The organism is Sinomicrobium pectinilyticum (genome assembly GCF_003725735.1).
In the GTDB taxonomy this organism is placed as follows: Bacteria; Bacteroidota; Bacteroidia; order Flavobacteriales; family Flavobacteriaceae; genus Sinomicrobium; species Sinomicrobium pectinilyticum.
Genome location: NZ_RJTM01000035.1, coordinates 17,417 through 37,872 on the forward strand (window position 1 = coordinate 17,417; position 20,456 = coordinate 37,872).

A 20,456-nucleotide genomic window follows, 5' to 3' on the forward strand; every position below is an offset into this window, starting at 1 on the left:
TTTATCGATAAAAACAAACACTTTGTCGATTACTACAATGAAATATAACTTATTAAAATAAAATACCCAGACAAGGGTTTTCATCACCCAAAAGAATTAACTGATTTTAAGGCTATGGAAACAGGAAACTTATATTATAAAAGTATCTGAAATATGTCTCACGTACTATGTAAGAAATAACATTAATTAAAAATACCGTATCTTATTAAGGATTTTTATGTAATATTGTACAGTTCTTTCTTCATACGAAAAAAAAAATTCAAAATCCATTTTTTTTCGATAAAAAGTAATAAAGTTACGACGAAAGTATTAATTGACAAGATTTTATTTTTTGGTAGGTTTGCTACAACTAAATAACCAAAAAGCAAACTATCATGAAATCAGTAAAATTATTTTTTGTAATTCTATCAATTGTATCTTATTCATTTTATTTCTTTAATCCAAAGACATCCAATAATTTGAGTAATAATTTCGAAAACTCTCAAATATTCCTTATCGAGATTAATTTAGATAATATAAACAATCTGGTATTTATAGATAAATATGATGAAACAATAAAACCTCCTAAAAATGGAGTTGTTTAATTTTCCAGTTACCTCTTAAGCCAATTAAAAGAGTGACTAATCTGTATATAAATATTTCATAGTAGACATTTAATCTCTTTTTAATTAAAAAAGCATTTTTATAAAAAAGTCTTTTAATTTAAGATGCCTTCTTTGTATATTGGTTTGTAATTATTTTTGATATAAAAATATATGAAGGTAAAAAAATCTAAAAAAAGACGTTTACGGAGTTCGCTATTAATAGGAAGCATTGTCGCTGCATTAATAGCGCTTTCTCCATATATTTTTTACTTGTATGACAGTTTTCCTACAGAACAAAGTTGGGAATTTTTTGTCTTCAGTTTCAACAGTCCTACTTATCAAAACTTAAATACATTTACATGGATTTTCTTAGGGAAATTCGTCCCTTTATATCTGCTTTTCCTGTGGTTCTTCACCTGTAAACATTGGTGGTACCACGTTATTCTCATTCCCATTGCTATGTATGTTTTTCAACTATTCAGTGTCATTAATGATGACATTCGCTATTACGACGAATTCGAAATTTACTACCTGATTCCTATAATGCTAATTATAATTCCCTTAGTCTATTTAATCCGCCTAAAACTTTTCGATAAGGTTGTACATGGCATAGACATGAGGAAACTGGATGAAGAATTGAAAAAGTATGAGGTGGAAGACGACGATTTCTCCAAATAATTTTATAGCTTTACAGGTATTTGTAGTGTTAAGATTATGAATGTAGCTTCGTCGCCATTTACCAGACAGCAGTTGTTGCCGCAGGAAGAGATGTTGGAGGTCCTGAAACAAAAAGGAGAACTGTTTATAGGTATTCCCAGGGAAATAGCTTATCAGGAAAAGCGTGTCTGTCTCACCCCCGATGCCGTAAATGCCCTTACTGCACACGGGCACCGGGTTATTATAGAATCCAATGCCGGGGAAGGCGCCAACTTTACCGACAGGGAATACAGTGAGGCCGGGGCCGAAGTGACCAATGATATCAAAAAAATATTCTCCTGTCCCATTATCCTTAAAGTAGAACCGCCATCCCTGGATGAACTCCAGCTAATCAACCCGCAGACCATACTTATCTCTGCCCTGCAGATAAAGACCCAGAGCAAAAAATACTTTGAAGAACTGGCCAAAAAAAGGATCACTGCCATAGCCTTTGAATACATACGCGACGAAGACGGTAATTATCCCGCGGTACGCTCCCTGAGCGAAATTGCCGGTACGGCTTCCGTACTGATCGCCGCAGAACTGATGACCAATGCCAATAACGGCAATGGTCTCATGTTCGGTAACATAAGCGGCGTTCCTCCTGTAGATGTTGTTATTCTCGGTGCCGGGACTGTAGGCGAGTTTGCAGCCAGGTCCGCACTCGGGCTCGGGGCCAGCGTTAAAATATTCGATAATTCCATTACACGGCTCCGCCGTATACAAACCAGCCTGGGCCAGCCCATGTATACCTCTACCCTGCAACCCAAAAACCTCTTTAAGGCACTGAGACGTTGCGATGTGGTTATCGGAGCCGTAAGGGGAAATAATCGCGCCCCGGTTGTTGTGACCGAAACTATGGTAGAGAACATGAAAAACGGCGCGGTAATTATTGATGTAAGCATTGATATGGGCGGTTGCTTCGAAACGAGTGAAGTCACAACACACGACAAACCTACCTTTGAGAAATACGGTGTTGTTCATTATTGCGTGCCTAACATCCCGGCCAGGTACTCACGTACGGCTTCCGTTTCCATAAGCAATATCTTTACTCCTTATCTTCTTAAAATCGGGGAGGAAGGCGGACTCGAAAATTCCCTCCGATTTGACCGCGGTTTGCGAAACGGGTTGTATTTTTACCACGGAATTTTAACGAACAGAACGGTAGCGGAATGGTTTAACCTGTCGCATAGCGATATTAACCTTCTGATTTTCTAGAAAACGAAAATCATTTGCTTCCGGAGACTAATTACCCGTTTTTATGGAGATATTGAGAAGATTCGGCTATTATTTTATAGGACTGGCCATAGGTATTGTTATTGTCGCTTTTATTTTTCGCGAAAAGGGCACGGAATTTTGCTATGCCCCCAATTGCAGGGTCCTGAAGGATATCCGGAACAAAACAATTGTTTATGAAAATGAGGCACAAAAGAACCTGGAAGAATACACTATAGACACTACAGGTATTAAAACTTCGGTATTTACGGACGGAGATGTTATTTTCTCCAAAAGCAACACCCATCTGGACTCCTGTAAAACCTATACGGTCGAAGGATCGCTAAAAACAGGTAAAGTTGAAGTATTTGTAAAAAACTGTGACAGTATTGTCAGGATCAGTTCCATCACTCCGATCCCGTAAATATCTTTTCGGTCTTTGTCACGCTTTTTGCAAAATATCCCTTATAATAAGCTTTGCATGTATCCTGGAATTTTCGATAAACCAGAGATGGGTATCCATACCCCCGCAGATTACCCCCGCCAGGTATAATCCGCCTACATTGGTCTCCATAGTCTCCGGATTGTAGGAAGGGTAAAACTTTCCGTCATCGGACAAATTCACTCCTGCTTTTTCAAGGAAAGCAAAATTCGGCATATACCCGGTAAGTGCCAGTACAAAATCATTGGGCACAATCTTTTTTCCTTCCGGGGTATCGATCACTACCTCCTCTTCCCTGATCTCTTCTATATTACTTCTGAAATAGGCTTTAACGGAGCCTTCCGCAATACGGTTCACGATATCTGGCCGAACCCAGTATTTGACCCTTTTTCCGATCTCTTCTCCCCGGACCACCATAGTAACATCCCCTCCTTTACGGTATATTTCCAGTACCGCATCTACGGAAGAATTACTTGCCCCGACCACAATAACCTTCTGACCGGCGTAATAATGAGGGTCCTTGTAATAATGGGATACTTTTGGCAACTCCTCCCCGGGCACCCCCATGGTATTCGGAATATCGTAAAATCCCGTTGCAATAATCACCTGTTTTGCAGTGTAAACCGCTTTGGAAGATACGACAGAAAACAATTTGTTCTCTTTTTCGATATGCTCTACTTTTTCAAACAAACGCAGATCCAGATCATTTGAGGTCACAATACGTCTGTAGTATTCCAGCGCCTCAGCCCTCTGCGGCTTGCTCTTTGTACTAATAAAGGGAATTTCATCGATTTCCAGTTTCTCCGATGTGGAGAAAAAAGTCATATTCAAGGGGTAATTATACAGGGAATTGACTATGCAACCTTTTTCGAGAACTATATAATTAAGCCCGTTTTTCTTTGCTTCCAGGGCACAGGCTATACCTATAGGCCCGCCCCCTACTATTAAAATATCATATTCCTTCATAGCAAATTTTCTTAGCTCCTGACAAAATTTAATTCCGCAGGATTTTTTCTTCGGCTTCCCGCTCTTGGCATTTACCTTTTCTTTAAGAAAGAGTACAACTAATCCTCGTATTGGGGTTCTCCCAGTTTTCCCACCGATTTGGCTACGGCGGTGGCCACTGTAGCATCTCCTGTTACATTAATAACCGTCCTGCACATATCAAGTATCCGGTCTACGGATAAAATAAGCGCAATCCCCAAAGGAAGTTTTTCCGCCGGGAAATTGATGGATTGCAATACTATAATAAGCATTACTACCCCAACTCCAGGAACCCCGGCAGTACCTATAGATGCCAGTAAAGCCGTGAATACAATAGTCAGCTGATCTGCAAAGGTAATGTCAAAATGAAGTGCTTCGCATATAAAAATGGTTGCAACGGCCTGGTAAAGACTTGTTCCGTCCATGTTTATAGTTGCACCGATGGGCAGCACAAAACTGCTGACCTCTTCGTCCACTCCAACATGGTCCCTTACCCTTTCCATATTAACAGGGAGTGTGGCAGCACTGGAGCTTGTCGAAAAAGCAAGTAACTGCACGGGAGCGATCTGCTTCAGGAACCACAACGGGTTCTTTTTGACATACAACCCCACGATCAGCATATATACCACTACCATTAAGGCCAGAGCCCCGATTACCGTAAGCGAGTACTTTAGCAAAGCCAATAATACCTCTACATCATTGGTCCCTGCAACCACATTGGCCAGCAATGCAAATACAGCTATGGGGGCTATTTTAATAATGAGATCTACCATTTTCAAAATGGCATCATTGAGGCTGTCGAAAAAATCTTTCAGGGGTTTTGCCTTTTCATCGCCTATCAACAGCATGCAAACACCCAGCATTATCGTAAAGAATATAACCTGGAGCATCTGGTTGTTATCTCCCATGGCCCCGAAAATATTGTCGGGAACAATATCCACTAAAAATTCCACAAAGTTCTTGGTCTGGGTCTGGCTATCGCTAATCCTCTGGTTTACAACATCCGCATTACCTGGGTTACTGGTCAGCCGGTCTATGGTTTCCTGGGAAATACCGGAACCCGGTTTAATAATATTAGCCACTCCCAGCCCTATGGTAATGGCAAAAATGGTGGTAAGGATGTACAATATCATCGTCCGGATACCAATGCTGGACAGTTTTGATATGTCCTGTAAATCCGCAACTCCTTTAATAAGCGACGCAATAATAAGCGGTATTGCAATGAGCTTTAGCAGATTAATAAACAACTCTCCGAAAGGGTAAACCCAGTTCTCTATGAATGTTTTCCCCTTGGGTTCTGTCGGTAACTCCAGCAGTATTTTCTGATCCGCTTCTATTTTTTCGTCCAGGGCACTTATCTCCTGTTCTATGTTCTCTTTCTCTACCAGGTAAGTCATCCCTCCGGTCCGGCCCTCCCTGAAACGGGTGCCGAGTTCCTTAAGTTCTTCTTTTAACACTTCCTGCCTGGAGAGAGATGCTGTCAATTCCTTGTGGTAACCGGCCGCTTTATCTTTTATTTCCTGATCCGGTTTTCCGACATTCGCCATGACAAGTCCAAACACAACTCCCAACACCATTCCTATGACGATCTGCCAGTGTAATGCAATCTTTTTCTTCATAAGTTTCTAAAATTAATGCAATAGCCGCCCGCCATTCTTAACCCATGACGAACCGGAAATATCGTATTTCGGGCTATATTCTGGAATTCCTGCTCAACAGGTAGTGGTCCGCCAATACCAGGGCAGCCATAGCTTCAACGATAGGCACCGCCCTGGGGACAACGCAAGGATCGTGTCTCCCTTTTCCCTGCATTTCCACAATATTGCCATCCCGGTCTATGGTTTCCTGCTTCTGCATAATGGTTGCTACGGGTTTAAAAGCTACCCGGAAATATATATCCATACCGTTACTGATTCCTCCCTGCACCCCTCCGGAGAGATTTGTTTTGGTGGTCCCGTCCGGATTATACAGGTCGTTATGCTCGCTTCCTTTCATCTTAGCTCCGCAAAAACCACTACCGTATTCAAAGCCTTTTACCGCATTTATAGATAGCATGGCTTTTCCCAGATCGGCATGCAGTTTGTCGAATACCGGTTCCCCGAGTCCTACGGGGACATTGCGAATAACACAGGTTACCGTACCTCCTACCGTATCTCCCTGCTTTCGTATTTCTTTTATATAATCTTCCATCTTCGCAGCGATCTCCGGGTCGGGACAGCGTACGGGATTGCTTTCTATTTTGGAGAAATCCAGGTCCTGGTAAGGTTTTTCAAGGAAAATATCACCTACGGAAGATACGAAGGCATCTATACGAATATCTTTAAGTAACTGTTTTGCGACGGCGCCGGCCACTACACGACAGGCCGTTTCGCGGGCCGAGCTCCTACCCCCCCCGCGATAATCCCGAAGGCCGTATTTTTGGTCATAAACATAGTCGGCATGACTGGGGCGGTAACTGTCCTTGATATGGGAGTAGTCATGTGATTTCTGATTGGTATTCTCAATAACAAAACCAATAGGCACACCAGTTGTTTTTCCTTCAAAAATGCCTGAAAGTATACGGAATTCATCCGGTTCTTTCCGTTGTGTTACTATGGCTGACTGGCCCGGCTTCCGACGGTTCAGCTCGTGTTGTATTTCATCGAGACGCAGCTCCAGTCCAGCCGGACATCCGTCTATAATCCCTCCTAAAGCCTGTCCGTGTGATTCTCCGAAAGTCGTAAGTTTAAATATCGTTCCAAAGGAATTTCCTGCCATCTAAATTGATTTTGAACAAATGTAAATGTTAATAATTAATTATTCAAAATTAATATTGAATTTGGGGTTACTAGTTGGTAATTACAGTAACAAGTTGTAGGTTTAGCCAAAACGAGGTAGTTGAGTAACAGTCGCAGACTGTTGTACCGAAGCCACCGGGATCACAATCCCTTAACAATATGCTCATAAATAATTAATTGCCAGGTAATCTTTAACTAACACAGATTTTTTTTCTTTACAGAAAATTTTTCCGCCTTGAAAAAGCGCAAAGTAGAGATTGTCGTCATATCGGATGTTCACCTTGGCACTTATGGTTGCCATGCCGGCGAACTGCTCTCTTACCTGAACAGCATAAATCCGGAAAAGCTTATCCTCAACGGGGACATCATAGATATCTGGCAATTCCGGAAACGCTATTTTCCTAAAAAACACCTCCAGGTCATCAAAAAAATCATAGACCTCTCCACCAAGGGGACCCAGGTTTTTTACATCACCGGGAACCACGACGAAATGCTTCGGAAATTCAGCGATGTAACCATGGGAAACATCGCTATCCTGGACAAATTATCACTGAAACTGGACGGGAAAAAAGCCTGGATCTTCCACGGTGATGTTTTCGATGCTTCCATACAACACACCAAGTGGATCGCCAAACTCGGAGGCTGGGGATATGATTTCCTCATATTGTTCAACAGGTTTATAAACTGGATACTGGTAAAAATGGGAAGAGAAAAATATTCTCTTTCCAAGAAAATAAAAAACAGTGTAAAAAAGGCCGTAAAATATATTAATGATTTTGAAAAGGTAGCTGCCGACCTGGCCATACAAAACGGATATAAATATGTGATATGCGGTCATATCCACCAGCCCAAGATGATCCGGAAAGTGAACAGGCACGGTACTTGCCTTTATCTCAATTCCGGTGACTGGGTAGAAAACCTCACTTCCCTGGAGTACCATAAGAAACACTGGGAACTCTATAGCTTTAACGATGATAAGTTAAGTCCTTTTTATACTGATGAAGATCTGAAGTCCATGAGTTATAAAGATCTGCTTGCCGCCATAACCATAACCGGAAAGAAGTAATTATTTCCGGCTCCCAACCGCGTAAAAATCCTTCTTTATCTTATTTCAACTACAAACAGGGGTAAAAGTTATTAACAATTTTAAGGAGAGCACTAAGCCCTGTAAAAAACTACACTTCAGAATATTACACTTAAAATTCTGTTCCTAAAATCACTTTTCTTAATAATCTATCCACCCTTTTAGCTGCTATTTCACCTAAAGCCTTCTCTTAGGTATAAAGGACAGGGTATAATTCTGTAAAATATCGAGTAATTTTTTAATCTGAAAGTGCCTTCCCCCTCCTGATGACCACCATTGAGCAATAATAACCTGCCCAATGGCATAAAAAGGCATTATTACAGGTATTTCACAGGGTTGTCCCGGTAAGAGTTTAACCGAGTAAAATTTTGAATATGGAAAATTCTCAAGAAAAAATTTCTACCGAAAATGTATTATTATCTCTTAAGGAAGGGGACATTAACGCTTATATGAACATTTATGAACATTACCATTCCCGTATTTACAGCTTTGCCCTGTCCTTCCTGAAATCGGAAGATATCAGCCGGGAGATTACCGCGGAAGTTTTCACCGAAGTCTGGGAAAGAAGATCGGAAATCGAGCCCGATACCTTCGACTCTTTCCTGATTTCCGTATGCAGTAACCACGTTTACAAAAAACTCCGCAGTACTTTTAACGAGAATGATTCCAGGAAAAAACTGTGGAACAGAATGAAACCGGGAAGTAACTGAGAGACAAAAAACAGCAGCATTAAATCACCTGAAGAGTAGTTGTGAAAACTGGTAAAGGTCATTCCTCCAAACGGAAAAATCATGCTGTCCCGGTTCTACATAATAGGTATGAGGAATCCCTTTTTTAGCAAGGTACTGATGGGTCCGTTCACTGATATACAGAAGTTCGTCTTCCTGACCGCAGGAAATCCACAGTAACCGGAGATTACGAATAGCTTTCCCCGGCCTGGGTACAAGTTTTTCCGGGACTCTGGTGTTCGGGGCGGGAGAAAAAGCCCCTATCCAGGCAAATGTTTCCAGATGACCAAGACCGAAATTGAGCGCTTGTCCTCCTCCCATAGATAAACCTGCAAGAGCACGGTTATTCCGGTCCTTATATACGGGATAATTGGCTTCCACAAAAGGAATCAGGTCATCCAGGAGGTCATTTTCAAAATCGGAAAAAGCTCTTATCTTTTCCTTATCAAATATATTATCCCCTGCCCGGTCATCTTTCATTGCCCTGCCATTTGGCATGACTACTATCATAGGTTCCAGCTTTTCCCGGGCATACAGGTTATCAAATATTACATTCGGTTTTCCGTGATAATACCATTCTGTTTCATCTCCTCCGATTCCGTGCAGCAGGTACAAGACATTGTATTTCCTGTCCCTTGAAAAACCCGGCGGCGTATATATGGTGACTTTACGGTCCGTTCCCACAGTTTTCGAAGCATATTCCAGTGTTTCCACCTTGCCCTTGGGGATATCCGCACGGATGGAATCAAAACCTGCCGGAGTGTTCATATCTCCCGATTGGGCCAGGATAGGGAAAACCATACTCAACAACAGGAGTATAAGGTACAGATATTTACTTTGAAAATATATCATGCCGGTTGGTCGGGTAGTTAATTGGTCAGGCCCGGTAAATATCAGCTCTCCTTCTCGTTGTAATAAAGCAATTTTACGATCCCGTCCGATAATCCTATTTTAGGAACATGTATCTTCTTAGCCCCGCTCCATTTGGTAGCGGAAAGAAATATACGCGTCGCGGGAATAATAACATCTGCCCTGTCGGGGTTTAATCCCAGTTCGGATATCCTGTCCTCATAGCTGATACTTTGCAAGAATTGGTACTGGGCGTTTAACCAGATGTAGGACAAGGGTTCGCCGGGCTTCCTCCCGGACATTTTATACAGTTTGTTAATATTTCCCCCCGAACCTATAAGGGACAGGCTTTTGAGATTCCTGGTACTTTTCTTTATCCATTTTTCTATTTCTTTCCATACGCCTTCTTCCACCATCTCATTGAGCAACCGCACCGTTCCTATTTTAAAAGATCTGGAAGCTGCTATTTTGCCGTTCGTAAATATGGTGAATTCGGTGCTTCCCCCTCCCACATCTACATACAGATAAGATTTTTCCGTATCGATGAGCTGGTGAAGGTCTGTAGAAGCTATTATGGCCGCCTCCTTTTTTCCGTCTATGATCTCTATACGTATACCTGACTTTTTTTCTATCTCCGCCGCCAGTTCATTACCGTTGTTCGCTTCCCGCATCGCAGAGGTGGCACATGCCATGTACTTCTCCACATTATGGACCTTCATCAGCAATTTAAAAGCTTTCATGGCGTCTACCATGCGAATGGCATTGCCCCTGGATATTTCTCCCACAGTAAAAGAATCCTGTCCTAAACGGACCGGGACCCTTACCAGGGAACTTTTTTTGAACTGGGTTTCTTTTCCCGTTTCTTCAATTACGTTGTTAATCAATAACCTTATGGCATTGGAGCCAATATCAATAGCAGCAAATTTTCGTATTCTAATCATATATAACCTGTTGGCGGGAGCACCTTGTCCCCTTGTCCCCGGTTCGTAGCTGTCTTTCGGTTTCTTTTATATTGCAGGCCCGAAAACGAACCGTTTATATTTTCAATATATCCTTAGCTTTCTATTTTAATTTTTGCAAATAATAATCATAGGTAGCAAACTGCGAGCGTACTTTTGGAAGGTTGTTTTTACGGTAGGCATTATCCTGCTTTCCGGAAATAACCCTTGCCTTTACATTATCGCTCCAACCTATTTCGAATGTTTCCAGGAGCTCTTTTTTTATCTCATCATCATAGATGGGGCAACTCACCTCCACCCGGTTATCTATATTCCTCGTCATCCAGTCCGCAGAAGAAATATAGACCTTCGGATCTCCCCCGTTTCCAAAGATAAACAATCTGGGGTGTTCCAGAAACTTATCCACAATACTTATCACTTCGATATTTTCACTCATACCTTTTACCCCGGGTATCAGGCAACAGGCTCCTCTTACGATCATCTGTATTTTTACGCCCGCCCTGCTGGCTTCGTAAAGCTTGTCCACCATCTTGTAATTGGTAATGCTGTTCATCTTCAGCTTCAGGTACCCTTCTTTTCCGGCCTTCGTATTGGCTATCTCCCTGTCAATAAGCTTCGAAAAAACTTTTCCCGTATAATGGGGAGAGACTACCAGGTGCTTGTATTTGTTGATTTTGTATGTTGTTTCAAAGAAATCAAATACCGTATTCACTTCCTTCAGTATGGCCTGATTGGAAGTAAACAGGGTATAATCCGTATAAATTTTCGCCGTAGCCTCATTAAAATTCCCTGTACTGATAAAACCGTAACGTTTTATCCGGTCGTGTTCTTCCCTTTCTATCAGACATATCTTGCTGTGTACCTTCAGGCCGGGGACCCCGAAAATAAGCTTGATCCCTTCACTTTGCAACTGTTCGGCATACTCTATGTTTGCCTCTTCATCAAAACGCGCCTGCAGCTCTATCTGTACGGTTACCTGTTTGCCGTTCTTTACGGCATTAATGAGGCTACTTGCTACCTGGGATGCCTTGGCAAGGCGGTATACCGTAATCTTTATGGTCCGCACCTTCGGGTCCAGGGCAGCTTCGCGGAGAAAACGTATCACATAGGAAAAGGTGTGATACGGGGCAAAGAGAAGATAATCTTTTTTCGCAATCTTTTCCAGTACGCTTCCCTGCAAGCTTAATCCTTCCACCGGTAAAGGGGGTACTTTATCGTATAGCAGGTCTTCCCTGCCCAGGCTGGGAAAATTCATGTAATCCCTCCGGTTGTGATATCTTCCCCCCGGAATTACACTGTCTGTATTCTTGATCCGCATTTTATTCTTCAGGAACCTTAACGTGTCCTTATCTATCTTGTCGTCATACACAAAACGCACAGGCTCGCTTATTTCCCGTCCTTTAACACTGCTGGATATTTTTTCTATAAAACTCTTGCTAAGGTCATTGTCGATATCTAGTTCCGCATCCCTTGTTATTTTAATCATATGGGCAGAAAGCGATTCGTAGTTAAAAATATTAAAAATGGTATGCATACAATACCTCACCAGATCGTCCAGGATAATGATATAGCTTTTATCCCCTTCGTTGGGCAATACGACAAAACGATCAATGTCCTTCGGTATCTCGATCAGGGCATAACGTATTTCATTGGGCTCGGAAGAAAAGATATTTTTCAGTGCCCCCGGCTTCTTCTCCTTTTTCATTACCATCTTAACCGCCAGGTAAGCCGCACTGTCCTTCAGCAACGGAAATTCGGCAAGATCGTTAAGGATAATGGTTACAAGTGCCGGACTGACCTTTTGTACGAAGTAATTGACCACGAATTGCTTTTGGGATTCGGAAACTTCGGTCTCATTGATAATAAAAATATTTTCCTTCTCCAGTTGTTTTTCAATATAGCGAAGGATATTCTGGCTTTCCGCCTGTTGTTTTATCACTATCTGTGTAATGTCTTCCAGCAGGTCTTTGGCCACTTCGCCCCCAAGGGCACTTTTTCCTTTCCGCCCGGCAAGTGCTATACGCTTTACAGTGGCATACCTCACCTTAAAAAACTCATCCAGGTTATTGGAAAATATCCCCAGGAAACGCAACCTGTCTATAAGCGGCACGGTCTCATCGGCTGCTTCCTGTAATACCCTGGCATTAAATTGTAACCAGCTAAGTTCCCGGTTAATGTATTGGTTTCGTGTTATCTCCATATAAATGATTAACGTAAATGCTTCGGAATGACCATCAGGTATGTAGTACCTTTACCGACCTTTCTCCAGCTGTCCTCTTCAAAAATAATATGCACTATTCCCGAAGTAGGCAAATTGTCCGTATAACGATTTCCAAAATTATTGGAAACCTCCGTAAATGCATGATTGTGACCAAAGATCATAACTTTTTCGTAATCGTCGCTTAACGTCCGGATAAAATTAAAAACCGACGCACCGGAAAAATCGTATAATTCCCCTGCTAACCGCAGTGTTTCCGGGGGGATATCCAGCATTCTCAAAAAAATAGTGCAGGTGTGCAATGCCCGGTTTGCCGGACTGGAAAACACTATATCCGGTATGGGTATTTTACCCTTTACATGTGAAGCCACAAGAATGGCGTCGTTAATTCCCTTTTCCTTTAACGGCCTGTCCCTGTCTCCTACTCCATACTCCCAGGAAGATTTGGCATGTCTTATTAGGGTCAGTTGTTTCATAAAACTATTTTTTGAACATTAATATGGTACGGAATCTTCTCTAAAGATATAATTATAGGCTTTTATTTACAATTTATCAAGGGGCCAGCCGCTCCTTTTTCCAGTCCAGTTCATTTTCAAGGGTATATCGTATCCGGTCGTGCAGCCTGTTGGGACGGCCCTGCCAGAATTCAACAGATACCGGCTTTACCAGATATCCGCCCCAGTGGCCGGGACGCGGAATTTCCTTTCCTCTGAATTCTTCTTCGAGCCGTTGCAGTTCTTTTTCAAGCTCTTTCCTTCCCGAAACAACCTCGCTTTGAGCAGATGCCAAAGCGCCGAGTTTACTACCATCCGGGCGCGATTCAAAATAACCGTCGGACAGATTTTCGGCTACCTTCTCCGCTATCCCCTTCACTATTACCTGTCGTTCCAGGTTAGGCCAGAAAAAGGAGAGACAGATATTTGGATTGGCCGCAATGGCCTTTCCTTTTTCACTGTTGTAATTCGTATAGAAAATAAACCCTTCATGCGTGTATTTTTTGAGCAATACCACCCGGTTTTTCGGAAAACCGTCCACCCCAATGGTAGAGACTGTCATGGCATTGGCCTCTTCCACTCCCCCGGTCTTTTCTACCTCGTAAAACCAGGTCTGGAATAATTCCATGGGATTCCCGGGAGTACTGTCTTCCAGTAACTCCTTTTTTTCGTACGTCCTCCTGTAATTACTCAGATCTTGTTGCATAGTTCGTGATATTTAGGAAATTATTCCGTACAAAGATACCGTTTACGGCTCATATTTAGGGTATCCCATACAAGATTCGGAGCTTTTTCCGAAGAAATCCTAGACAGTAAAACCAAGGGGACATGAAGTCATTTTTTGTTTGGAGGCACTATAAAACAATCGTATAAATACGTATAATTGTATTGTTTAAATCTCTTCCCATGAAGATCAGAAAAGCCAGTATCACACACGACTACGAGAGCGTATGGAGTATTTTTTCTGCCGTTGTGCAAACCGGCGACACCTATGCATATCCCCCGGAAACGACCATGACCGAAATGAAAACATACTGGTTTGCCGATGCCATGACGACTTTTGTCATAGAAGAAGACGGTAATATACTGGGAACGTACATAATTAAGCCCAACCAGCCGGGCCTTGGCAATCACATAGCCAATTGTGGCTATATGGTGGCCCCCCGGGCGCATGGCAGGGGTATAGGTAAGAAGTTATGTGAACACTCCATAGCCTTTGCCAGGGAAAGCGGTTACAAAGGCATACAATTCAACATCGTGGTGAGTACCAATGAAGTTGCCCTGAGACTCTGGCAAAAATCCGGTTTCCGGATAACAGGCATTACTCCCAAAGGTTTCCGGCATAAGGAGCTGGGTTTTGTGGATACCTATGTTATGTTCAGGGAATTGTAGGGTTAGCCGGGTAATGCCTTAAATACATAATAGCATTCCCTCCTGACCGGTCTCCACCTTCAAAACTCCTGGCAGACTCTTACTCCGCCTGCTTATCCGGTTCAAAATCGAGCGAAACGGAGTTCATACAGAACCTTTTGTGCGTAGGGGGCGGCCCGTCGTCGAAAATATGTCCGAGGTGCGAATTACACCTTGCACATTCTACTTCTATACGGTGCATTCCGTGCGAATTGTCCTCTTTATAAATAACACTGCCTTCCCGTTCGGTTTCAAAAAAACTTGGCCAGCCGCAACTACTGGCAAATTTGGCATCGGAACGAAACAAAAGGTTTCCGCAAACCGCACAGTAATAGGTCCCCTTCGTATCGCTGTCCCAGTATTTACCGGTAAAGGCCCGTTCGGTCCCCTGTTGCCTGGCCACATAATAAAGCTCCGGAGAAAGGATCTTTTTCCACTCCGCATCACTTACATTGAGATGTGTTGTGTCCGTCCGGGAATAATACGGATTGTTTTTGTGCTTTGTTTCCATTGTCTGTTGTGCTTTACATATGCCCGTGGATGCCAGAAATACAACCGACAGCACCAGAGCGGTTTTTATCATCTTCATTTGTTAGCTCCATGTTTTAACTTGTCCTTGAAAACTTTTTTAAACTTTTCCAGTTTGGGTTGGATCACATACTGGCAATAAGGTTCCGACTTGTTTTGATTGTAATAATCCTGGTGGTAATCCTTCGCTTTATAAAAGACCGTAAATGGAGCCACTTCGGTAACAATTGGTTTGTCATAAGCCTTTGCTTCGTTTAGTCTTTTGATGTAGTATTCGGCCTTCTCCTTTTGTGAGCTGTTGTGATAAAATATTGCCGAACGGTATTGTGTACCTATATCGTTTCCCTGGCGGTTCAACTGGGTGGGGTCGTGCGCCACAAAAAAGGCTTCGAGCAGTTCGTCAAACGAAATTACCGAAGGGTCATAAATAATATTACAGGCCTCCGCATGACCTGTTTTCCCCGTAGTTACCTGTTTGTAGGATGGGTTTACCACCGTACCCCCCGTAAACCCGGATATCACTTTTTTAACTCCCTCAAGTTGCTGGAACTGGGTTTCCACACACCAGAAACACCCTGCGGCAAAAGTAGCCGTGTCCATTTTTACGGCAATCATTTTTTCTTCGGACGGATGGGTTGGTGTCACATTCCTTCCTTTTTCCCATACTGTATATGCCGTAAGTGCAAAAACGCCTGCAAACAAGGATAAGCCCTTCATTATCTTTACCATATTCTTTCTTGTCATCATTGTATTCTTTAATTTTATAGCATATCAAAGATACGCCTAAAACCACAGTACAGAAAATATAAGAACTTCCCGTCCGGTTGTACATATTTCCCTCTGCATATTTTATGCCATTTTTCTCCTTTTCTCCAGAACACTTTACAATACGGTTTCCGGATTAAGGGAATTTTTTACATGCCGGGAGGAAAAATTGCTATTTCCTGCTCTTTTATGCTTTTACACCTTTGTCAGACATAATTTATAAATACAAAAAATTAGAGAAATGGTAAAATTCAGAAAATCACATCAATTGCTTACATTGCTATTGCTAAGTGTATTTGCATATTCATGTAGTGACGATGACGATAATTCCGGAAAACCGGTTCCCGAAATGGCTACCCTAACCGTAGAAAATGTTCTTGAAGCAAAAACCCTGGTGCAGTCCGGCACTTTTGAGGGGGATGGTGCGGGTGCCCCGGTAATCCTTCCGGGAGAATCCGTATCATTTTCATTTTCGGCCGCTAAAGGACAGACTGTTTCCTTTGCTGCCATGTACGGCTGGAGCAATGACCTTTTCTTTGCCCCTGAAAACCCGGGAATATCCGTTTATGATGACAACGGCGATCCGATAGAAGGCGATGTTTCGGAAGAACTGAAACTTTGGGATAACGGGAGCAGGGTCAACCAGGTGCCAGGCGCCGATGTCGACCACCCGGGAGAAGCCGAGGCCAAGTCTATCCGTGAAGTAGACGGTACTGACGACCAGGGAAATCCCTACCTACCGGCATCCGAACTGGTAAAGGTTTCACTTGTTTACGACGGTGACTCTTATTTTACATTGACTCTCGAAAACATTTCCGGTGGTACGGCCAATGAAACCCCGGTAAGTCCCGGGGTCTGGGCAGTTTCGTATATCGCGGGCGGAGCGCCCCTGAACCTGGCACCGCTTTATGAAGAAGAGGAAAGTTCTTATAGCGGACTCACAAAACTTTCGGAAATGGGGGACAATACGGAGATTTTTGATGATGTTAGTGACAACACCGGTATTTTCACACCGCTATCCCCCATCCTTGTTGTAGTGTATAACGGCATAGACAACCCGATCTTTAAGGAAGGGGAAAACGACCGCGGAGAAGGGCTGGCATTACTGGCCCAAACAGGAAATGCCGAAGACCTGGCCGCTGCCTTGAACGGACAAAACGGAATTAAAGCAACATACATACTACCCGATCCGCAAAACACGGTCCTGCTTCCTTCCGTTAACGGAACAGCGGGTGGAAAGGTAAGCCAGGAACTGACGCTGGAAGAAGGAGACCACATTGCCATAGCCACCATGTACGGCTTCTCGAACGACTGGTTTTTTGCTCTCGGGGACGGTGGTATATCTGCTGGTGAAACCGGGGATATCTCTGCTATGGTCAGGTTATACGATAACGGTACGGCTGTCAACCAGTTTCCCGGTGCGGGTGTAACGCAGATCAATCTGGGTGGTTCCGTTATTCCAGAGGAAAAACCCATACAGGAAGTACCGAATCCCAACAGTTTTACTGCACTGCCTTCATTGGACCAGGTGGTGAAAATTACACTCAACTAACTCATTCCGTTTTCAAAAGAAGAGGGCCTGTGTGCCCTCTTCTTTGATTTTAACGGTAATATATCATGGTCATATTATAGCATACAGGGATAAATCGTATTTTTATAACCGGCTGTTAAAATTCCCGAATACAGATTTACGGTCTGTGTATGCAAAACCTTCCCTGCTACCTTCACAAAACATTCCACCGGGATGATGGGCCATTGATTTCCTTGGAGATCAATATACTTAAACAAAGAATATAAATTATATAATCAAAATATATGACAAACAATAATTTAACAAAAAACAAAATATTCATTTACTCAAAAACCATGAACGAATCAACCCATATAAACACATCATGTTATGAACTTTAAAACAAAAAAGATTTTAATTACCGGGGGGTCCAGCGGAATAGGAAAAGCCATCGTAAAGGATTTGTATGAAAAAGGTGCAACTTCCTTTGCGGTGGTGGGTCGCAGTGCGGAAAAAATGAAATCCCTTAAAACCGATTTCCCCCGGGCCGATTTCCTCTTTCTTCCCGGCGACGTTGCCAAGACCGGAGATTTAAAACAAATTTCCGCTGCAGTGGACAAACACTGGGGAAAACTGGATATTCTTATCAATAATGCAGGCGTGGTAAGTGCAGGTCCGCTGGAAGAAACAAGCGATGAAGATATTATCTCGCAACTGAACATCAATGTAGCGGGACTGATATTGCTCACCAAATACACCTTGCCGTTACTGAGAGAAAGTGAGGAAGCCGCTATTATAAACGTCTCTTCCGGACTGGGATTGATAGGTATGCCTTTTTATGCCACTTATGCCGCGACCAAAGCTGCGGTTAGCAGGTTTTCCGAAGCTATGCGAAGGGAACTCAACGGTACTTCCATACATGTAATGACCGTCTATCCCACAGCAACGGACACACCGATGATGGAAACAGCCGCCACGGGAAATATGGATTCTCCGGAACTCGTAGCGCAACTTACCTTAGAAGGGCTTACGGACAAAAAGATCAGGGTGGTTCTTGGCGGAGACCAAAGACTGGAGGACGAAAAAACGAATTTTGAAAAACCGCTTGAATTTGACAAGAAAGTAAGTACCCTTTATGATGCCATGCAGAAGCGGGCTGCAAATCACCGATCTATGTAGACATTTTTTCACCCATTGTGTATTTTGTCCAAACACACAATGGGTAATTTTCTTATTTTCTTTTCGTTAACTCAACTCCTGCCAAGGTGTAAAGAGTTGTTTTATCATTCCTCTCCCTTTACTTTAGGCCAGTTTTTATCAGCTTCCAAAATGAATTTCGCCCGGTTTGCATCCCATGTCTCCTTGACTTTTCCGTTATAATTAAAGTACAACTTACCATCAATTACAGACCAGGTGTCTATTTCCACCGGTGCCTTATGCCCCTGTGAAGTTCCGTATGCACAATATCCTCCGTATTGCGGCGCATAGGCTTCCGGGTTTTCTTTAAACCTGTTCATATTCTCTTTACTGGAAAACAGCCAGGTAGCTCCGTTCCAGTCATAAGAAAACTGTTCCTTTCCCATAACCGGCTCAGACACTTCGAAAAATGCTACGGGATCATATCCTTTTATGGCTTTCCCATCCGAAACAAATACTTCCGATGCATCAGACCCCGAAGATCCGGAAAAGATAAAAATACCTGCAATGGCAACTACCACTACTATGGCAATACCTAAAATTATTTTTTTCATTGTAAATTGTTTTAGAAGAACTCCATTTTTACCCGGAAATGCCGTGTATTTCCGGAGCATATGAATATCCGATTGTTTTTAGCAAATTTATTCTCTACCGGGAAACAGGCACATAAAAAAACTTCCCGATGACTTGCCTAAACTTCCCGAAATACATTATGTCTGTCCGAAGTTCAGAAAATCAGGGAAGAAAAAGATTAAGCCATTATGGATTTAAAGCCTACATATGACTAATTATTTTTTTTAGTCCTCATAATTGCCTTGTTGCGGAAAGTGCTTAACAAATATAGACTTACAGCCAATCCAACCAGGTCTTTAAAAAGAAACAAACCCAGGAATGTCATGTATCCCATACCGTTTATATTTATTATCGTTTCCGGCGTTGTTATGAGCATGGAACTGGTTATTGTAAACATCATGATAGTAATAAAAGTTCCGATCATACCTACTTTCGGACGGAATAATCCGATGAAAATTAAAATAGCCGCAATAATTTCCGTTGCACCAATAATGTCAGACCCACGGTAGGTCCCTAACAATTTAAAATGCCAGCTAATAAACGGGCTATTGGTTACCAGGGGTACAATTCCTTCCGCCCCCGGATCTGTCATTTTGTATGCCCCTGCCCATAATAACATAATTATCACAGACCCCATACTTACAATAAACGGAAGGTTCAGATCCTCTACAAATTGTGTCTTTCTTATCAAACCAGAACTATTTGCGGTTGTGATCATATCCTTTTGTTGTATTTGATTTTCCATTTTGTAAAGTTTAAGTCAAAAAAGGGAAGAATTGCACCCCGGTTTATTCCGTAGCAATCCTTCCTTGTGTTCCTATTAAATATCTTCTGCCAATGGAAAGTCTATTTCCACTTCGGTTAAATTGTGAATGTAATTGGTGATGATCTTATCGCCAATGATAATAACAGCGTCAATTAAATTGGCTTCGGTATAACCGGCAACGAAGAAATTTTCTTTCACTTCTTCAGAGACTTTCCCTTTCCTTTCCACTACTGCAGCAGTGAATTTTGCCAGGCCATCCAGTTTATTGTCAAAAGCGGCCCGGCCCTCTCTGATTTCAAGAATCTGTTCGTCCGTAAAACCGTGGAGTTTTCCTAAAACCGTATGGGCGGAAAGGCAATATTTACAGTGATTGATTTGACTTGTCACCAGATTGATGACCTCTCTTTCTTTTCCCCTAAGCGTACTTTTTCTATTTTGCAACACCAGGTAATCGCCCAAAGCGGTTTCATTTTTAGCCATATAGGCATAAAGATTAGGAACAAAACCGGCACTTTTTTGTAATTGATCAAAAATAGCCTGGTTCTTCGCAGAAACTTCTGCTCTTGTCGGAATGGAGAATTCTCCGTTTTTTGCTGTAGTTGTCATAACTTTGTTGTTTTTAATTATATTGCCAATATTGACATTACAAAGGTGCTACAGCAAGGGAAGGATTAAAA

22 protein-coding genes are annotated in these 20,456 nt (G+C 42.4%); 9 read left to right on the top strand and 13 right to left on the bottom strand.

Annotation, left to right across the window (positions count from 1 at the left end):
- Window positions 1-374 precede the first annotated feature (374 nt).
- The 4 genes from ED312_RS06945 (at window position 375) to ED312_RS06960 (ending at window position 2,919) form a co-directional block, all read left to right on the top strand.
- Window positions 375-584: a hypothetical protein gene (locus ED312_RS06945; RefSeq protein WP_123215287.1), complete on the top strand. Its 210-nt coding sequence runs from the start codon at window positions 375-377 to the stop codon at window positions 582-584.
- A gap of 459 nt (window positions 585-1,043) precedes the next feature.
- Entirely contained in the window at window positions 1,044-1,262 is a 219-nt protein-coding gene (locus tag ED312_RS24230) for a hypothetical protein (RefSeq protein WP_240643048.1), read from the top strand.
- Between the two features lie 36 nt (window positions 1,263-1,298).
- A complete protein-coding gene (locus tag ED312_RS06955) occupies window positions 1,299-2,498 on the top strand; it encodes an alanine dehydrogenase (RefSeq protein WP_123215289.1) in 1,200 nt (399 codons plus the stop codon).
- A 43-nt stretch (window positions 2,499-2,541) separates the two neighbouring features.
- Window positions 2,542-2,919, top strand: coding sequence for a DUF4258 domain-containing protein (locus ED312_RS06960; RefSeq protein ID WP_123215290.1), 378 nt, complete (start codon window positions 2,542-2,544; stop codon window positions 2,917-2,919).
- Between the two features lie 18 nt (window positions 2,920-2,937).
- Here the strand turns inward: ED312_RS06960 and ED312_RS06965 are convergent, their stop codons facing one another.
- The 3 genes from ED312_RS06965 to aroC all read right to left on the bottom strand — a co-directional run bounded on the left by ED312_RS06965 (window position 2,938) and on the right by aroC (window position 6,678).
- The gene (locus tag ED312_RS06965; RefSeq protein ID WP_123215291.1) at window positions 2,938-3,903 is read right to left on the bottom strand and encodes a YpdA family putative bacillithiol disulfide reductase; all 966 of its coding nucleotides are present in this window, start codon (window positions 3,901-3,903) and stop codon (window positions 2,938-2,940) included.
- Between the two features lie 98 nt (window positions 3,904-4,001).
- Window positions 4,002-5,540: a dicarboxylate/amino acid:cation symporter gene (locus ED312_RS06970; protein WP_123215292.1), complete on the bottom strand. Its 1,539-nt coding sequence runs from the start codon at window positions 5,538-5,540 to the stop codon at window positions 4,002-4,004.
- 73 nt (window positions 5,541-5,613) lie between these two features.
- Window positions 5,614-6,678 (bottom strand): chorismate synthase, encoded by a 1,065-nt coding sequence (gene aroC, locus ED312_RS06975; protein ID WP_123215293.1) that lies wholly within the window; start codon window positions 6,676-6,678, stop codon window positions 5,614-5,616.
- A 255-nt stretch (window positions 6,679-6,933) separates the two neighbouring features.
- On the opposite strand from aroC, the gene ED312_RS06980 reads away from it, so the two are divergent.
- The gene (locus tag ED312_RS06980) at window positions 6,934-7,764 is read left to right on the top strand and encodes a UDP-2,3-diacylglucosamine diphosphatase (protein ID WP_123215294.1); all 831 of its coding nucleotides are present in this window, start codon (window positions 6,934-6,936) and stop codon (window positions 7,762-7,764) included.
- A gap of 392 nt (window positions 7,765-8,156) precedes the next feature.
- Window positions 8,157-8,492 carry an RNA polymerase sigma factor gene (locus ED312_RS06985; protein WP_123215295.1) on the top strand — a complete coding sequence of 112 codons (336 nt, stop codon included), beginning with the start codon at window positions 8,157-8,159 and terminating at the stop codon, window positions 8,490-8,492.
- Between the two features lie 24 nt (window positions 8,493-8,516).
- Here ED312_RS06985 and ED312_RS06990 read toward each other — a convergent pair whose 3' ends face one another.
- From ED312_RS06990 to pdxH, 5 genes are all read right to left on the bottom strand, one after another.
- The gene (locus ED312_RS06990; RefSeq protein WP_123215296.1) at window positions 8,517-9,362 is read right to left on the bottom strand and encodes an alpha/beta hydrolase; all 846 of its coding nucleotides are present in this window, start codon (window positions 9,360-9,362) and stop codon (window positions 8,517-8,519) included.
- 41 nt (window positions 9,363-9,403) lie between these two features.
- Window positions 9,404-10,300, bottom strand: a complete 897-nt coding sequence (locus ED312_RS06995; RefSeq protein WP_123215297.1) for a Ppx/GppA phosphatase family protein — start codon at window positions 10,298-10,300, stop codon at window positions 9,404-9,406.
- Window positions 10,301-10,421: 121 nt separating this feature from the next.
- Window positions 10,422-12,518 carry a polyphosphate kinase 1 gene (ppk1, locus tag ED312_RS07000; RefSeq protein ID WP_123215298.1) on the bottom strand — a complete coding sequence of 699 codons (2,097 nt, stop codon included), beginning with the start codon at window positions 12,516-12,518 and terminating at the stop codon, window positions 10,422-10,424.
- Between the two features lie 8 nt (window positions 12,519-12,526).
- Window positions 12,527-13,012, bottom strand: a complete 486-nt coding sequence (locus ED312_RS07005) for a SixA phosphatase family protein (RefSeq protein ID WP_123215299.1) — start codon at window positions 13,010-13,012, stop codon at window positions 12,527-12,529.
- A 76-nt stretch (window positions 13,013-13,088) separates the two neighbouring features.
- Window positions 13,089-13,736, bottom strand: a complete 648-nt coding sequence (pdxH, locus tag ED312_RS07010) for a pyridoxamine 5'-phosphate oxidase (RefSeq protein WP_123215300.1) — start codon at window positions 13,734-13,736, stop codon at window positions 13,089-13,091.
- 200 nt (window positions 13,737-13,936) lie between these two features.
- Between pdxH and ED312_RS07015 the strand changes: the two genes are divergently transcribed.
- A complete protein-coding gene (locus ED312_RS07015) occupies window positions 13,937-14,422 on the top strand; it encodes a GNAT family N-acetyltransferase (RefSeq protein WP_123215301.1) in 486 nt (161 codons plus the stop codon).
- Between the two features lie 79 nt (window positions 14,423-14,501).
- Here ED312_RS07015 and msrB read toward each other — a convergent pair whose 3' ends face one another.
- Window positions 14,502-14,951, bottom strand: coding sequence for a peptide-methionine (R)-S-oxide reductase MsrB (gene msrB, locus ED312_RS07020; RefSeq protein ID WP_394342854.1), 450 nt, complete (start codon window positions 14,949-14,951; stop codon window positions 14,502-14,504).
- 74 nt (window positions 14,952-15,025) lie between these two features.
- Window positions 15,026-15,715, bottom strand: a complete 690-nt coding sequence (gene msrA, locus ED312_RS07025) for a peptide-methionine (S)-S-oxide reductase MsrA (protein ID WP_317125666.1) — start codon at window positions 15,713-15,715, stop codon at window positions 15,026-15,028.
- 259 nt (window positions 15,716-15,974) lie between these two features.
- Here msrA and ED312_RS07030 point away from each other — a divergent pair, with 259 nt between their 5' ends.
- Both ED312_RS07030 and ED312_RS07035 read left to right on the top strand, forming a co-directional pair.
- Window positions 15,975-17,285 carry a spondin domain-containing protein gene (locus ED312_RS07030; protein ID WP_123215303.1) on the top strand — a complete coding sequence of 437 codons (1,311 nt, stop codon included), beginning with the start codon at window positions 15,975-15,977 and terminating at the stop codon, window positions 17,283-17,285.
- 348 nt (window positions 17,286-17,633) lie between these two features.
- Window positions 17,634-18,422, top strand: a complete 789-nt coding sequence (locus ED312_RS07035; protein WP_123215304.1) for an SDR family NAD(P)-dependent oxidoreductase — start codon at window positions 17,634-17,636, stop codon at window positions 18,420-18,422.
- Between the two features lie 104 nt (window positions 18,423-18,526).
- On the opposite strand, the gene ED312_RS07040 is transcribed toward ED312_RS07035, so the two are convergent.
- The 3 genes from ED312_RS07040 to ED312_RS07050 all read right to left on the bottom strand — a co-directional run bounded on the left by ED312_RS07040 (window position 18,527) and on the right by ED312_RS07050 (window position 20,385).
- Window positions 18,527-18,994 carry a YHS domain-containing (seleno)protein gene (locus ED312_RS07040; protein WP_123215347.1) on the bottom strand — a complete coding sequence of 156 codons (468 nt, stop codon included), beginning with the start codon at window positions 18,992-18,994 and terminating at the stop codon, window positions 18,527-18,529.
- A gap of 230 nt (window positions 18,995-19,224) precedes the next feature.
- A complete protein-coding gene (locus ED312_RS07045) occupies window positions 19,225-19,758 on the bottom strand; it encodes a DUF417 family protein (RefSeq protein ID WP_206363217.1) in 534 nt (177 codons plus the stop codon).
- A gap of 75 nt (window positions 19,759-19,833) precedes the next feature.
- Window positions 19,834-20,385 (bottom strand): carboxymuconolactone decarboxylase family protein, encoded by a 552-nt coding sequence (locus tag ED312_RS07050; RefSeq protein WP_123215305.1) that lies wholly within the window; start codon window positions 20,383-20,385, stop codon window positions 19,834-19,836.
- Between the last annotated feature and the right edge of the window lie 71 nt (window positions 20,386-20,456).

Coding starts and splice junctions, on each gene's coding strand:
- ED312_RS06945 (WP_123215287.1), top strand. CDS start 375: ATGAAATCAGTAAAATTATTTTTTGTAATTCTATCAATTGTATCTTAT.
- ED312_RS24230 (WP_240643048.1), top strand. CDS start 1,044: ATGTATGTTTTTCAACTATTCAGTGTCATTAATGATGACATTCGCTAT.
- ED312_RS06955 (WP_123215289.1), top strand. CDS start 1,299: ATGAATGTAGCTTCGTCGCCATTTACCAGACAGCAGTTGTTGCCGCAG.
- ED312_RS06960 (WP_123215290.1), top strand. CDS start 2,542: ATGGAGATATTGAGAAGATTCGGCTATTATTTTATAGGACTGGCCATA.
- ED312_RS06965 (WP_123215291.1), bottom strand. CDS start 3,903: ATGAAGGAATATGATATTTTAATAGTAGGGGGCGGGCCTATAGGTATA.
- ED312_RS06970 (WP_123215292.1), bottom strand. CDS start 5,540: ATGAAGAAAAAGATTGCATTACACTGGCAGATCGTCATAGGAATGGTG.
- aroC (WP_123215293.1), bottom strand. CDS start 6,678: ATGGCAGGAAATTCCTTTGGAACGATATTTAAACTTACGACTTTCGGA.
- ED312_RS06985 (WP_123215295.1), top strand. CDS start 8,157: ATGGAAAATTCTCAAGAAAAAATTTCTACCGAAAATGTATTATTATCT.
- ED312_RS06990 (WP_123215296.1), bottom strand. CDS start 9,362: ATGATATATTTTCAAAGTAAATATCTGTACCTTATACTCCTGTTGTTG.
- ED312_RS06995 (WP_123215297.1), bottom strand. CDS start 10,300: ATGATTAGAATACGAAAATTTGCTGCTATTGATATTGGCTCCAATGCC.
- ppk1 (WP_123215298.1), bottom strand. CDS start 12,518: ATGGAGATAACACGAAACCAATACATTAACCGGGAACTTAGCTGGTTA.
- ED312_RS07005 (WP_123215299.1), bottom strand. CDS start 13,012: ATGAAACAACTGACCCTAATAAGACATGCCAAATCTTCCTGGGAGTAT.
- pdxH (WP_123215300.1), bottom strand. CDS start 13,736: ATGCAACAAGATCTGAGTAATTACAGGAGGACGTACGAAAAAAAGGAG.
- ED312_RS07015 (WP_123215301.1), top strand. CDS start 13,937: ATGAAGATCAGAAAAGCCAGTATCACACACGACTACGAGAGCGTATGG.
- msrB (WP_394342854.1), bottom strand. CDS start 14,951: ATGGAAACAAAGCACAAAAACAATCCGTATTATTCCCGGACGGACACA.
- msrA (WP_317125666.1), bottom strand. CDS start 15,715: ATGATGACAAGAAAGAATATGGTAAAGATAATGAAGGGCTTATCCTTG.
- ED312_RS07030 (WP_123215303.1), top strand. CDS start 15,975: ATGGTAAAATTCAGAAAATCACATCAATTGCTTACATTGCTATTGCTA.
- ED312_RS07035 (WP_123215304.1), top strand. CDS start 17,634: ATGAACTTTAAAACAAAAAAGATTTTAATTACCGGGGGGTCCAGCGGA.
- ED312_RS07040 (WP_123215347.1), bottom strand. CDS start 18,994: ATGAAAAAAATAATTTTAGGTATTGCCATAGTAGTGGTAGTTGCCATT.
- ED312_RS07045 (WP_206363217.1), bottom strand. CDS start 19,758: ATGGAAAATCAAATACAACAAAAGGATATGATCACAACCGCAAATAGT.
- ED312_RS07050 (WP_123215305.1), bottom strand. CDS start 20,385: ATGACAACTACAGCAAAAAACGGAGAATTCTCCATTCCGACAAGAGCA.